This is a genomic window from uncultured Ellagibacter sp. (assembly GCF_934643285.1).
In the GTDB taxonomy this organism is placed as follows: Bacteria; Actinomycetota; Coriobacteriia; order Coriobacteriales; family Eggerthellaceae; genus Ellagibacter.
Map to the genome: position 1 here is coordinate 108,322 of NZ_CAKUBT010000001.1, position 12,938 is coordinate 121,259.

Sequence of the window (12,938 nt, forward strand, 5' to 3'; positions counted from 1 at the left end):
CTATGACCAACCTAAAAACCGACTTGCAAGCCAGCTTCACCGCGGCGCTCCCCATCGTGCTCGGCTATGTCGCCATCGGCGTGCCGTGCGGCATCCTGTGCGACTCCATTGGACTCAATGCGCTGCAGGTGTTCGCCATGTCCGTGCTGTTCTACTCGGGCGCGGGCCAGTTCATGATCCCTAATATGTGGCTCGCCGGCGCGCCTATTGCGTCCATCATCGCGAGCGTATCGTTCGTGAACACGCGCCAGATGCTCTACTCGGCCGCGTTCGCCCCCCACTGCATTGGCGTGCGCAAGCGCCTCGCGTTCCTCTTCGCCGCCACGGTGACCGACGAAAGCTACGGCGTGAACACGCTCAAGTTCGAGGAGGGGGACTGGTCGGTGCGCCGGGCCCTGTTCGTGAACCTGTTCTCGTGCACCTCGTGGACGATCTCGTGCACGGTCGGCGTGCTGGTGGGCAACGCCATCGGCATCCCGCTCGCGATCGCCTCGTTTGCCATGACTTCGATTTTCATCTGCCTTCTGTGCACTCAAAAGGCGAATGTGGAAAATGTGGTCGCCGCCGCGGTCGCGATGCTCGGCGTCTACGTTTTCAAGCTGGTGGGGCTTAGCGGGCCTGCGATCCTTCTCGGCGCGGTGGCGGGCGTGGTCGCCGCCCTGTGCGTGTCCCAAGTGCGCCTTGCTCGCTCGCGCGAGAGTGCGGCGCTCGAGGCTCGCATCGAGGGGATGTGTGCCGGTGGGGAAGGCGCCGGCCAGAAGGGGGGTGAGCGCGAATGACGTGGGAGGAGTACTTCATCGTCTTGGGGTCGTGCATCGTGACGATGCTCGCCTGCCGCGTGCTGCCGCTCTTTCTTCTGAAGGGGCGCTCCCTGCCCGACGCCGTCGAGCGCGCGCTCGGCTTCATTCCCTCGGCTGCCTTCGCCGCGCTTGTCGCGAACGACCTGCTCTCGCCTGGGATGTTCGCTTCCGGCGTATGGCCCGCGGCCATGCCCCTGGTAGCGAGCGCCGTAGTCGTGGTGGTGGCGTGGAGGACGAAATCACTTCTTGGCTGCGCGGTGGCAGGTGTGGTATCCTACGCCTTGCTCACGCTCATTTAGCGAGAGTGAAAAGTATCAACGTAAAGACCGGGATGTATACGACGCTTCGTTAAGAAGAGCAGTCCAGGACCTCTCTCGGAAACTCGTCGAATTCCAAGTGCAATGCTATTGCGCTTGGTTAACGTGCGCAGTATAATGTCCAACTGTGTCTTTACACCGATATGTACAAAAACGGTTTCAAAAGAGAGCATAGAAGGAAACGAAGATGGACATCATTCGCGCTATCGAGCAGCAGCAAATCAAGCAGGACCTCCCTGATTTCAAAGTGGGCGACAACGTGAAGGTCCACTACCGCATCGTCGAAGGCAATCGCGAGCGTATCCAGGTGTTCCAGGGCGACGTCATCCGTCGTCATGGTGCTTCCTGCCGCGAGACCTTCACCGTTCGCAAGATCAGCTTCTCCGTGGGCGTCGAGCGTACCTTCCCGGTCCACTCCCCCAAGATCGACAAGATCGAGATCACCCGCCGTGGTGACGTGCGTCGCGCCAAGCTGTACTACCTCCGTAAGAAGGTTGGCAAGGCTGCGAAAATCAAGGAGAAGTCGTTCCGCTAAGGCGAACACTTCGTTTGCATCCATTGAAAAGGCCCTTCGGGGCCTTTTCTTGTATCGTGGCCACGGCGCGTGTGCGCAGGGGCGCGGAAGTTCGAAGGAGATGCTCATGGGCGTGACGGTCGCCGAGATAAAGAAGAGGCTTTCCGAGGCCGATGCGGAGGAGTTTGCTGTGCTCGAGCGCGCGCTCGTCGCCGATGAGCGCAAGGGCGTTCGAAGCGCGCTCGCTGTGGCGAAGAGGCGCCTTCAGGCTGAGGCCGACGAGGAAGCACGCTTGGCCTCGATGTATTCTTTTGAGCGCTCGCTGTGCAGGGAGAATCCCCATGCTGTCGTGGTCGGGCTCGATGAGGTGGGCCGCGGCCCGCTTGCGGGGCCCCTGGCGGTCGGCGCCGTCGTCTTGCCTGCTGACCCGAAGATTGCGGGCCTGAACGATTCCAAGCAGGTGAAGCCTGCCGATCGCGAGCGCATCGCGGCAGAGGTGAAGCGGGTCGCGCTCGCCTGGGGCGTGCACTACATCGAGCCATCCTACATCGACGACCACGGCATGACGGCGTCGCTCAGGCTCGCGTTCACAAGCGCCGTTAAGGCAATCGAGCAAGCGGGGGTGCGCCCCGATGTCATACTCCTCGACGGTAATCCGCTGCATCTCGACCCGCGCGAAGTCAATGTCGTGAAGGGCGACGGAAAATGTGCGTCGATCGCGGCGGCTTCCATTGTGGCGAAGGTCGAGAGGGACGCGCTCATGTGCCGCAATGCGGAGAGTTATCCCGAGTATCACTTTGCCGAGAACAAGGGGTATGCAAGCCAAGCCCACATTGACGCCATCGAGCGTGTGGGCTTAAGCCCCATTCACCGCAAGAGCTTCTGCACGGCGTTCACGCAGCAAACGCTGTTCTAGCGAGGTTTTCCGCCGCTTTTGGCGAACGACTGCGACCTTCGACGCCGATGAGGCGAATCGCTGCCTGATCCTTGCCAGGTTCCTGCCAGGTTTTTGCGATTTGCGGGCGATATTGCTCCAGGTTTTTTCTCCTTCGCGACGACTTTGCAACGTGGATTTGGCTCCTTTCCTTGGCATTCGTTGCCGCGGATTGCCACCTTAGGCGTAAGGAATCGGCAAGGACCCTGTGCATGTTCTGGCAGAATGCGTCTCTATGATGTTGCTCCGTCCCCGAGAAAGGAGCACCATCATGACGAACCAACCTGCCGCTTGCGCGTCCGGAGAGGATCTCGCCCCGAAGCAGCGCAAGCCCAAAAAGGGCTCATCGAGCAAGAAGAACATGCACAACAAGGACCTTGGCCGCAAGGGCGAGGAGGCGGCCGCGCGCTACCTCGTGAGGCGCGGCTACGATATTGTCGAACGCAACTGGACCTGCATCGCCGGGGAAGCGGACATCATCGCCTTCGATGGGGACACCATCGTGTTCGTGGAGGTGAAAACCAGGACGAGCGCCGCAAACGGCCTTCCCGGGGAGGCCGTCACCAAGGAGAAGCGCGCGCGTTACGAGAAGATCGCCTGCCTGTACCTTGAACATTCCGAGGTGACCGACGTGCCGGTCCGCTTCGACGTCGTCGCGCTCACCCTTATCGGACCCGACCGCGCGTTCATCCGCCACCATATCGACGCATTCGGAGTTGGTTGGTAATGTACGGTCGATGCACGGTGCTCGGCGCGACGCTGCGCGGGGTTGAGGCGATACCCGTCGACGTCGAGGTCGCGGTGTCGAACGGGCTTCCAGGCTTCTCTATCGTGGGGATGGGCGACGCTTCGGTCCAAGAGGCACGCGAGCGCGTGCGTGCCGCCCTTCGCTCGAGCGGGTTTCAGATGCCGAGCGACAAGATCGTTGTCAACCTTGCGCCAAGCTCCCTGAGAAAGACCGGCTCGGGCCTCGATTTGCCCATCGCCGTCGCGCTTCTGGCCGCGACGGGTCAAATCGATCGTGCCTGCATCGAGAACCGCTTGTTCGTCGGGGAGCTTTCGCTCGAGGGCTTCGTGCGCGGCGTGGCAGGCTCGCTCGCCTTCGCGCTGTGCGCCAAAAAGAGGGGCTGCTCGCTTGTGTGCGCCGAGGACGGCGAAACGGTGAGCGTCGATGGGCTCGCCCAGTACGGCCTGCGATTCCTCGGCGGGATGCGCGCGGCAGCCGACTTGCCCTTGCTCTCGCCCCTTGTGCCCGAAAGCACGGCATGCGATCTCGATTTCCGCGATGTCGCAGGGCACGAGGTCGCCAAGCGCGCCCTGCAGATAGCGGCTGCGGGAAGGCATGGGGTGCTCATGATGGGGCCTCCTGGGTCGGGCAAGACCATGCTTGCCTCGCGGCTGCCCTCTCTTTTGCCGCCCCTCTCGCAGGACGAGGCACTCGAAACCGCTCTTATCCACTCGGTGGCGGGGGAATCGATTGCGCCGATCCTCTCGGGGGTGCGGCCGTTTCGCAAGCCCCACCACTCGGCCTCGCTCGCGGGGCTGGTCGGGGGAGGGTCCCCGATACGCCCGGGCGAGATCACGCTCGCGCACAACGGCGTGCTCTTCCTCGATGAGCTCTCTGAGTTCAAGAGCTCGGTTCTGCAGGGCATTCGCCAGCCGATGGAAACCGGTGAGGTCAGGCTCACCCGCGCCGACGGCACGGTCACGTTCCCCGCGCGGTTCATGCTGGTCGCGGCCTCGAACCCTTGCCCGTGCGGCCATCTGGGCGACGAGGAGACCGCATGCACGTGCACGCTTACCCAGGTGAAGAACTACCAAGGACGCATAGGGGGTCCGCTTATGGATCGAATCGATCTGCATCTCGATGTTCAAAGGATTCCTCCAAGCGACGTGATTGCGACGGGGTCGGGAACGTCGTCGGAGACGCTTCGGGAAGGGGTGCTGAAGGCGAGGGAGTTCGCGCGGTGGAGGTCGCTGCACGACGCGGGGGCTCGCGTGTCGGCATCCGATTCTCCCGATGGGGCCGCATCGTGCGATTCAGCTGCGCCGGGACCAAGGCGGCCGGCCGACCTGGTGCGCGATTGCCATCTTTCCGAGCCGAACCGCGAGTTCTTCGAGCAGTCCGCGAAAGCCCACAACATGAGCGGCCGCGCCATCATGCGCACCCTCTCCGTCGCGCGCACCATTGCCGATATGGAGGAATCCCACGAGGTGCTGATGACGCATCTGTGCGAGGCGCTCAGTTTTCGGGTAAGGGAAGGGGTGGGCGCATGAGCGCGACAGCTGCACAGACTGCGGTGCTCTCCGGACCGAAATCGGTCGTCGAGCGGGGGAGCGAAGACTACCCCGAGCGCCTTTTGCGATGTGGATCGCCTCCCGATCGCCTGTATGTGATCGGCAATGTAGCGGTCTTGCGAATGCCTTCGCTCTCCGTCGTGGGCGCCCGCAAGGCGACACCCTACGGTCGCGGATGCGCGCGGCGCTTCTCGACGCTTGCCGCTGAGCGGGGCCTTGCCATCGTATCGGGCGGCGCGCGCGGGTGCGACTCCGAGGCCCATCGCGCGGCGATCGCCGAAGGCGCGCCGACGGTGGCGTTCCTCGGCGGCGGCTGCGACCGCATCTACCCCGCGGAAAATGCCGCGCTCTTCCAGTCGATCATCGACGGCGGGGGCGCTGTCGTCTCCGAGCGCGACTGGACGTTCCCGCCGGTGCCGTACGCCTTCCGCACAAGAAACCGCCTCATCGCGAGTTTATCGGCGGCAACGCTCATCGTCGAGGCGGGGTTGCCGTCGGGCACCTTCTCCACCGCTGACGAGGCGCTCGCGGCGGGAAGCGAGGTTCTTGCCGTGCCTGGGTCGATAACCTCGGCGTCGTCTCGCGGGGCGAATCGCCTGATCTCGCAAGGGGCGGTGCCCATTATCGACGATGATACGTTCCTCGATGCCCTGTTCAGCATCTACGGATGCTTGCGGCAGGAGACCTACCCAGGCGAGGGCGCGAAGGGTGTCGCGTTGACGAGCCGTCAGGCCGTCGATCCCCTCGTCGCTGCGCTGCGGGCCGAGCCTTTGGGGATGGAGAAGCTTCGCGACATCGCGCAAGAGTGCGCGCCTGCGGGCGAGGACCCGTGGGTCTGGCTCATGCTGCGTTTGGCAAAGCTCGAGCAGGAAGGGGAGGTGCAGCGTTATCCCGACGGGCGCTTCGGGCCAGTGGTGCGCCCTCTGGTATAATCTCACGACGCGGGCGCCGTGCCCGCTCTTTTGCACTTATAGGCCGGGTCTTTCGCCCGCTGCCTTTTGCTTTCGAGGAGGAACCGATGGGCGACAGTCAACGTGTGGTGCGCATCTTGGGTGCAGGGCTCGCAGGTAGCGAGGCGGCGCTCCAGCTTGCCGATCGCGACATTCGCGTGGAGCTTGTCGAGATGCGCCCTGAGGTGGGCACCGCCGTGCACAAAACCGGCAACGCCGCGGAGCTCGTGTGTTCGAACTCGCTTAAGAGCACCAACCCCGATAGCGCTGCGGGAATGCTCAAGGCGGAGCTCTCCGCGCTCGGGTCGCACCTTATCGAGATCGCGATGCGCAACCGGGTGGCCGCAGGCGGCGCGCTCGCCGTCGATCGCGACGCGTTCTCGGGCGAGGTGACGGCGCGCCTTTGCGCCCACCCCCTCGTCGAGATCTCCCGACGCCGCGCAAGGAACATCGACGAGGAGGCGGTGGGAGTCGACGCGCTCATCGTTGCTACCGGGCCCTTGACCGAGGGCGATCTGGCGCAGTCGCTGTGCGAGGCGACGGGTGCGGACAACCTGGCCTTCTTCGACGCTGCGGCGCCCGTTGTCATGGCTGAGTCCCTCGATCGCGAGAAGCTCTTCTCCCAAAGCCGCTACGAGGAGGGCGCGGGCGATTACCTGAACGCCCCGTTCAGCAAGGAGGAATACGAGGCCTTTGCCCAAGAGCTCATCGGGGCGGAGCGTGTGATCAAGCGGGAATTCGAGTCGAAGGACCTCTTCCAGGCGTGCCAGCCGATTGAAGAGATCGCCCGTACGGGAATCGACGCTCCCCGGTTCGGCGCCTTGAAGCCCGTGGGGCTCACCGACCCGCGCACGGGCCGCAGGCCTTGGGCGGCGCTCCAGCTGCGTGCCGAGGACGCCCATGGCGAAAGCTACAACCTTGTCGGCTTCCAGACCAACCTCACGTTTCCCGAGCAGCGGCGCGTGTTCCGCATGATTCCGGGGCTCGAGGGCGCCGAGTTCGCGCGCTATGGGGTCATGCACCGCAACACCTTCATCAACGCGCCCTCGCTTCTCGATTCCAACCTGCGGTTCCGTCCGGAAATCGGGGCGCGGTGGAGCGTTCCCGTCCATGTGGCGGGGCAGCTCGCCGGCACGGAAGGCTATTGCGAGGCCATCCGCTCGGGGCTCCATGCGGCGCTCGCCGTCGCGGCCGAGCTTTCGGGCGAGAAGCCGCTCCCTCTCCCCGAGGATACGGCGTTCGGCGCGCTCATGGGCTACGCGACCGACCCTCAGACGACGGGGTATCAGCCGATGCACGTCAACTTCGGCATCATGCGTCCGCTTGACGAGCGAATCCGCAACAAGCGCGAGCGCTATGCGGCCTACGCACGCCGCGGGTCCGAGGCGCTTGCAGGCTATTGCGGCCAGCTGCGCCAGCGCGGGCTCCTGCCTTCGGAAGAGGGGGGCGAGCGTTAGGTCATGGCTGCGGAAAACAAGCGATCTTCCTCGATGGCGGGTGATGAGGCTGTCGCTGAGGAGCAGCAGATTGACGCCGTGGTCTCATGCGCTATCGATGACTTCTGCTCTGCGCTCGTTGCAGAGCGAAACGCATCTGCCAATACCGTTCGCGCCTATCGGACAGACTTGGGGGACTATGGGCGGTGGGCTTATCGCGAGAAGCTCGATGCGCTTCATGCAAGCCATCGGGACCTGCGGCGCTATCTGGCCCAGCTCGATGCGGCGCGCTATTCGCGCAGGACGGTCAACCGCCGTCTTTCGGCGCTGCGCACGTTTTTCCGCTGGCTAAATGTGACCGGCCGTGTGGACGTCAACCCGGCGAGCGCGCTCATCGGGCCGAAGAGCGGAAAACACCTCCCGCAGGTTCTTCGCCCGCGCGATATGGCACGCCTGCTGTCGGTCCATGCTTCGCGCGATTTGAAGGGGCGCCCCCGCGAGCAGTCGCTCACCGACATGCGCGACCAGGCGATACTCGAGTTCCTCTATGCGTGCGGCGCGCGTATCTCCGAGACGTCGGGCCTGCTCGCAGTTAATATCGACTTCGACGAGAAACAGGCGCGCCTGTTCGGCAAGGGCTCGAAGGAGCGCATCGTCCCCTTGCACGATCTGGCCGTCGATTCCCTCAGGCGATACGCGCTCGTGGCGCGTCCGAAGCTGCTCGACGGCAAGGAGTGCCCGTACTTCTTCGTGTCGACGCGCGGCAACCAGATGAAGACCGACGCGATGCGCAAGATGTTCAAGGCGACGGTGCGCGAGGCGGGGCTCGACGACTCCCTGTCGCCGCACGATATGCGCCATACCTTCGCGACCGACCTTCTCAACGGCGGCGCCGATTTGCGCAGCGTCCAGGAAATGCTCGGGCATGCTCAGCTTTCCACCACGCAGGTGTATACGCACCTATCGGTGGAACGGCTTAAGAAGGTGCATGACCAGGCGCTTCCTCGCTAGTTGGTCATTTTCCCAGGAGGTGTCGAAGAGCGGCTATGGGGTGGGCGAAGAGCATGCGCGGGCCTGAGAAGCGCATGACGGCGCGAATCGCCTCGCGCTTCGCGGGCGCGTAGCAGTGGATGGGGCACGAGTTGCAATCCTTCTTCTCGTGCATCTTCAAGCAGCGCTCCGTGCGCTTCGCGCAGTACGCATCGAGCTCGGCGCATGCGGCGCACAGGGGTTTTCCGCATACTGCACGGGCCTCGCGTGGCTCATCTTTGTGGTTTGCGGCGCAATACAGTGCGATCATCTGGGAAATCGTCCGCTTCTCGCGCTCTCGCCGTTTTCGGGTTTTCGGTGTGTCTTCCATGGCTAACAGTGTAGCAAACGGAATGCGGCATCAAGGGAACTCCATCGGGGAAGCGGGCTTTGCGGCCCCTTCACGTGCCTGCAAGGCTTGGACGGCTCGCCGAGGGCGGTGCCGCCGCGTCTCATCGATGGTGGCGCGACCGCCTTGCGGCTCATCGAAAGCGGTGCGACCGGGTTCCGCCCGTCGAACATCCTGTGCCGTTTTAGCGAACAGATGTTTTCTCATTGATGGCCTCGCGCGCGCTGCGATACAATCGTTCGGCTACACAGATATCTTTGGAAGATGAGGGAACATGGGACAAAACTCGATCGTCATCAAGGGCGCTCGCGAGCATAACCTCAAAAACGTCGATCTGGAAATCCCGCGCGACAAGCTGGTCGTCATAACTGGCCTTTCGGGCTCGGGCAAGTCAAGCCTTGCCTTCGACACCATGTACGCTGAGGGCCAGCGCCGCTATGTGGAAAGCCTTTCGAGCTATGCGCGTATGTTCCTGGGCCAGATGAGCAAGCCCGACCTCGACAGCATCGACGGCTTGTCCCCGGCGGTCTCCATCGACCAGAAGACCACCTCGAAAAACCCGCGCTCCACCGTGGGCACCACGACTGAAATCTACGACTACCTGCGTCTTCTGTTTGCGCGCGTGGGCATCCCGCATTGCCCGGAGTGCGGGCGCGTCATCAAGAAGCAGACGACCGACCAGGTGACCGACGATATCCTCGCGCTCGCCGCCGATGAAAGCACTCGCGCGATCATCATGGCGCCCGTAGTCGCGGGCCGCAAGGGCGAGTTCACGAAGCTCTTCGCCGACCTTGCGAAGGAGGGCTTCTCCCGTGTTCGTATCGATGGCGAAATCGTGAAGCTCACGGGCGAGCCCATCACCTTGAACAAGAAGATTAAGCACTTCATCGACGTTGTCGTCGACCGCGTCGTGCTGAAGAAATCCGCCACGACTCGTATCGCCGAGTCGGTGGAGAACGCGACGAAGCTTGCCGAGGGGCGCGTGCTCGTCCAGGTGCTCGGCCCCGACGGCAAGCCCCAGGGCGAGGCGGGCGGTACGTCAAGTGGTGCCACGGGTGGGCTCGGCGCAGGGGAACACCTCTTCTCGCTTGCGCTCGCCTGTCCCGAACATGGTCATTCCATGGACGAGCTGCAGCCTCGTGACTTCTCGTTCAACGCACCGTATGGCGCTTGCCCCGACTGCCTGGGAATCGGCAGCCGCGACGAGGTCGACCCCTCGCTCGTGGTGCCTGACCCGTCGCTTTCCCTTGACGAGGGCGTCATCGCGCCGTTTCGCACGGGGAACTACTATCCGCAGGTCATCAAGGCGGTGGCGGCGCACATGGGCGTCGACTCGTCCACGCCGTGGGAGGATATGCCGCGCCGCGCGCAGAAGGCCATCATGTCGGGCCTCGGCAAGGAGAAGGTGCGCGTCGACTACGTCACGGTCGACGGCCGCGAGACGTACTGGTACATCGAGTGGGAAGGCGTGCTCGCCGCGGTTATGCGCCGCTACCAGGAGGCGCAGACCGATACGCAGCGCGAGCGACTCGAGCAGTATTTCGCGACGGTGCCCTGCCAGACCTGCCACGGTAAGCGCTTGAAGCCCGAAATCCTCGCTGTCACCGTGGGCGGCAAGTCCATCCACGATGTGACGGAGATGTCAGCCGCCGATTCCTACGCGTTCTTCAGCGGCCTTTCGTTCTCGGGCCAGGCCGAGCGCATCGCGGGGCCCATCGTGAAGGAGATCAAGGCGCGACTGAAATTCCTCGTGGACGTGGGACTCGACTACCTGACGCTCGAGCGCGCCACCGCCACGCTGTCGGGCGGCGAGGCCCAGCGCATCCGCCTTGCCACGCAGATCGGCGCGGGGCTCATGGGCGTGCTCTATATCTTGGACGAACCTTCGATCGGCTTGCATCAGCGCGACAACGAGCGGCTTATCGCCACGCTGGAGCATCTGCGCGACCTCGGCAACACCGTCGTCGTGGTCGAGCACGACGAGGATACCATCCGCAGCGCCGACTTCGTGGTCGACATGGGGCCGGGCGCGGGCGAGCGCGGCGGGGAAGTGGTTGCGGCGGGGACTCCTGCCCAGATCATGAAGGCGAAGCGCTCCCTTACGGCGGACTATCTGTCGGGCCGTCGTAAGATCGAGGTGCCCCAGACCCGCCGCCATCCCAAGCGGGGGTCCATCAAGATGACGGGCGCCTCGGAGAACAACCTGAAAAACGTCACGCTTGAGGTGCCCATCGGCACGTTCACCGTGATCACCGGTGTATCCGGCTCGGGTAAAAGCTCGCTTATCACCGACACGCTCGCGCCTGCCCTGGCCAACCGCGTGAACCACGCGCACCGGCGCACGGGCGCGTACCGCAAGATCACCGGGCTTGAGTCGATTGACAAGGTCATCAACATCGACCAGAGCCCCATCGGTCGAACGCCGCGCAGCAACCCTGCCACCTACATCGGGCTGTGGGACGACATCCGCGCTCTGTTCTCCTCGACGCAGGAGGCGAAGGCGCGCGGATATGCCCCAGGCCGCTTCAGCTTCAACGTGAGCGGCGGCCGCTGTGAGGCTTGCAAGGGCGACGGCCAGATCAAAATCGAGATGCACTTCCTTCCCGACGTGTACGTTCCCTGCGAGGTTTGCGGGGGGAAGCGCTACAACCGCGAGACGCTCCAGGTCACCTATCGTGGGAAGAACATCGCCGAGGTCCTCGACATGACGGTCGAGGACGCGCTTGCGTTCTTCGAACACATCCCCGGCATCAAGCGCAAGCTCCAGACGCTGTTCGATGTGGGACTCGGCTATATCCGCCTCGGGCAAGCCGCAACGACCCTTTCGGGCGGCGAGGCCCAGCGTGTCAAGCTTGCGAGCGAGCTTCAGAAGCGCTCCACAGGGAAGACGTTCTACATCCTCGACGAGCCGACGACGGGCCTGCACTTCGAAGATGTGCGCCAGCTGCTCGTCGTGCTGCAGCGCCTGGTCGATGCTGGCAACACAGTGCTCGTCATCGAACACAACCTCGACGTCATCAAGTCCGCCGATCATATCGTCGACTTGGGCCCCGAGGGAGGCGAGCGTGGCGGAACCATCATCGCCACTGGAACGCCGGAAGAGGTGGCGCAGGTGGAAGGCAGCTTTACCGGAAAGTTCCTCAAGAAGATGTTGGGCGATCATGCGGGGTAGTTCGGTCGCGAAGGGCGTTCTGCTCACGGCAGGCGGCGCCATATGCTGGGGATTCTCCGGCACGTGCGCGCAGCTGCTCATGGATATCTACGGTGTCCCCTTGGCGTGGAACGTGTGCGTGCGCCTTGTGTTCGCATCGTTGCTCTACCTGATCTTTTGCACGGTAGCTCATCGCGATCAGCTCCTATGCCTGCTCAAGCAGCCTTGCGAGTTGGGGCGCCTTCTTGTGTTCTCCGTCTTCGGCGTGTTGCTTGTTCAGGTGTGCTACCAGGGGTGCATCTCTGTCAGCAATGCGGGCACGGCAACCGTGTTCGAGCGATGCGGCCTCATACTCATCATGCTCATCACCTGTGTCAAGGCTCGCCGCGCCCCGTTGCGCCGCGAGCTTATGGGCGTCGTTTTGGCAATCGTCGGCACGGTTTGCATCGCGACCAAGGGAAACCTCGGCACGCTTGCCATCCCCGCCGAGGCGCTCATGTGGGGTGCGGCGTCTGCGTGCGCGCTCGTCTTCTACACGATGATGCCAGTGCGCTTGCTTGAGCGGTGGGGAAGCGTTGTCACCACGACGGTCTCCATGACGATGGCGGCTGTCATCGCCAACGTCGTCGTGCAGCCGTGGAACATGCACGTTGACGTGACCCCCGGCATCGTCGCTGCCATGGCGGCGCTGGTGATTATCGGCACGTTCTTCGCCTACCTGCTGTTCTTGCAGGGCGTGAAGCTCGCGGGCCCCATGCGCGCGGGGCTTGTCGGCAGCATCGAGCCGGTCGCGGCGACGGCATTCTCCACGCTCTGGCTCGGAACGCCCATCACCCCCTTCGATATCACTGGCTGCGCGCTCATCGTGATCATGGTGCTGCTCGTGACGCAGCGCGAGGAGGAATCGCCTCGCGAGGTGGAGCCCTCGAGTGGGGGCGTGCAGGCGGATGGGGCTCAGCCTTCGGACGCGGACGCATAAACGATTGAAGTTGAGCTCTCGGTCACCGGCGTCTTGTTGGTGATCAGGTAGCGTGGGTTGTTGAAGCCGAGCTTTCGGGGAGGGCCGCGAAGCCGATCGGCGAATAGCCTGAGGAGTGCACGCCTTTCATCCAGCTTGCGGGGTTTTCCACCGCGCTCCACCTCGCTGCGGGGTTTCGTGC

Annotated in this window: 12 protein-coding genes; 11 read left to right on the plus strand and 1 reads right to left on the minus strand. The window is 63.7% G+C overall.

From position 1 onward, the window contains the following. The first annotated feature begins 2 nt into the window (after positions 1–2). The 9 genes from Q0I65_RS00490 to Q0I65_RS00530 all read left to right on the plus strand — a co-directional run bounded on the left by Q0I65_RS00490 (position 3) and on the right by Q0I65_RS00530 (position 8,260). The gene (locus Q0I65_RS00490) at positions 3–779 is read left to right on the plus strand and encodes an AzlC family ABC transporter permease (protein WP_296058660.1); all 777 of its coding nucleotides are present in this window, start codon (positions 3–5) and stop codon (positions 777–779) included. After that, complete coding sequence (locus Q0I65_RS00495; protein ID WP_296058662.1) at positions 776–1,099, plus strand: AzlD domain-containing protein; 324 nt, start codon at positions 776–778, stop codon at positions 1,097–1,099. The genes Q0I65_RS00490 and Q0I65_RS00495 overlap by 4 nt, the downstream gene beginning before the upstream one ends. A 205-nt stretch (positions 1,100–1,304) precedes the next feature. Next, complete coding sequence (rplS, locus tag Q0I65_RS00500) at positions 1,305–1,652, plus strand: 50S ribosomal protein L19 (protein WP_296058664.1); 348 nt, start codon at positions 1,305–1,307, stop codon at positions 1,650–1,652. A gap of 106 nt (positions 1,653–1,758) precedes the next feature. Then, entirely contained in the window at positions 1,759–2,547 is a 789-nt protein-coding gene (locus Q0I65_RS00505) for a ribonuclease HII (RefSeq protein ID WP_296058666.1), read from the plus strand. 289 nt (positions 2,548–2,836) lie between these two features. Beyond that, on the plus strand, positions 2,837–3,292 hold the full coding sequence (locus Q0I65_RS00510; protein ID WP_296058668.1) for a YraN family protein: 456 nt from the start codon (positions 2,837–2,839) through the stop codon (positions 3,290–3,292). Further along, positions 3,292–4,842 carry a YifB family Mg chelatase-like AAA ATPase gene (locus Q0I65_RS00515; RefSeq protein ID WP_296058670.1) on the plus strand — a complete coding sequence of 517 codons (1,551 nt, stop codon included), beginning with the start codon at positions 3,292–3,294 and terminating at the stop codon, positions 4,840–4,842. The genes Q0I65_RS00510 and Q0I65_RS00515 overlap by 1 nt, the downstream gene beginning before the upstream one ends. Then, positions 4,839–5,795: a DNA-processing protein DprA gene (dprA, locus tag Q0I65_RS00520; protein ID WP_296058672.1), complete on the plus strand. Its 957-nt coding sequence runs from the start codon at positions 4,839–4,841 to the stop codon at positions 5,793–5,795. The genes Q0I65_RS00515 and dprA overlap by 4 nt, the downstream gene beginning before the upstream one ends. 86 nt (positions 5,796–5,881) lie before the next feature. After that, the gene (gene trmFO / locus Q0I65_RS00525) at positions 5,882–7,270 is read left to right on the plus strand and encodes a methylenetetrahydrofolate--tRNA-(uracil(54)-C(5))-methyltransferase (FADH(2)-oxidizing) TrmFO (RefSeq protein WP_296058674.1); all 1,389 of its coding nucleotides are present in this window, start codon (positions 5,882–5,884) and stop codon (positions 7,268–7,270) included. A 3-nt stretch (positions 7,271–7,273) separates the two neighbouring features. After that, the gene (locus tag Q0I65_RS00530; RefSeq protein WP_296058676.1) at positions 7,274–8,260 is read left to right on the plus strand and encodes a tyrosine recombinase; all 987 of its coding nucleotides are present in this window, start codon (positions 7,274–7,276) and stop codon (positions 8,258–8,260) included. 4 nt (positions 8,261–8,264) lie between these two features. On the opposite strand, the gene Q0I65_RS00535 is transcribed toward Q0I65_RS00530, so the two are convergent. Next, on the minus strand, positions 8,265–8,609 hold the full coding sequence (locus tag Q0I65_RS00535) for a nitrous oxide-stimulated promoter family protein (RefSeq protein ID WP_296058678.1): 345 nt from the start codon (positions 8,607–8,609) through the stop codon (positions 8,265–8,267). A gap of 292 nt (positions 8,610–8,901) precedes the next feature. Between Q0I65_RS00535 and uvrA the strand changes: the two genes are divergently transcribed. Further along, on the plus strand, positions 8,902–11,799 hold the full coding sequence (gene uvrA, locus Q0I65_RS00540; RefSeq protein ID WP_296058680.1) for an excinuclease ABC subunit UvrA: 2,898 nt from the start codon (positions 8,902–8,904) through the stop codon (positions 11,797–11,799). Beyond that, the gene (locus Q0I65_RS00545; RefSeq protein ID WP_296058682.1) at positions 11,789–12,757 is read left to right on the plus strand and encodes a DMT family transporter; all 969 of its coding nucleotides are present in this window, start codon (positions 11,789–11,791) and stop codon (positions 12,755–12,757) included. The genes uvrA and Q0I65_RS00545 overlap by 11 nt, the downstream gene beginning before the upstream one ends. Positions 12,758–12,938: the final 181 nt, after the last annotated feature.

Coding starts and splice junctions, on each gene's coding strand:
- Q0I65_RS00490 (WP_296058660.1), top strand. CDS start 3: ATGACCAACCTAAAAACCGACTTGCAAGCCAGCTTCACCGCGGCGCTC.
- Q0I65_RS00495 (WP_296058662.1), top strand. CDS start 776: ATGACGTGGGAGGAGTACTTCATCGTCTTGGGGTCGTGCATCGTGACG.
- rplS (WP_296058664.1), top strand. CDS start 1,305: ATGGACATCATTCGCGCTATCGAGCAGCAGCAAATCAAGCAGGACCTC.
- Q0I65_RS00505 (WP_296058666.1), top strand. CDS start 1,759: ATGGGCGTGACGGTCGCCGAGATAAAGAAGAGGCTTTCCGAGGCCGAT.
- Q0I65_RS00510 (WP_296058668.1), top strand. CDS start 2,837: ATGACGAACCAACCTGCCGCTTGCGCGTCCGGAGAGGATCTCGCCCCG.
- Q0I65_RS00515 (WP_296058670.1), top strand. CDS start 3,292: ATGTACGGTCGATGCACGGTGCTCGGCGCGACGCTGCGCGGGGTTGAG.
- dprA (WP_296058672.1), top strand. CDS start 4,839: ATGAGCGCGACAGCTGCACAGACTGCGGTGCTCTCCGGACCGAAATCG.
- trmFO (WP_296058674.1), top strand. CDS start 5,882: ATGGGCGACAGTCAACGTGTGGTGCGCATCTTGGGTGCAGGGCTCGCA.
- Q0I65_RS00530 (WP_296058676.1), top strand. CDS start 7,274: ATGGCTGCGGAAAACAAGCGATCTTCCTCGATGGCGGGTGATGAGGCT.
- Q0I65_RS00535 (WP_296058678.1), bottom strand. CDS start 8,609: ATGGAAGACACACCGAAAACCCGAAAACGGCGAGAGCGCGAGAAGCGG.
- uvrA (WP_296058680.1), top strand. CDS start 8,902: ATGGGACAAAACTCGATCGTCATCAAGGGCGCTCGCGAGCATAACCTC.
- Q0I65_RS00545 (WP_296058682.1), top strand. CDS start 11,789: ATGCGGGGTAGTTCGGTCGCGAAGGGCGTTCTGCTCACGGCAGGCGGC.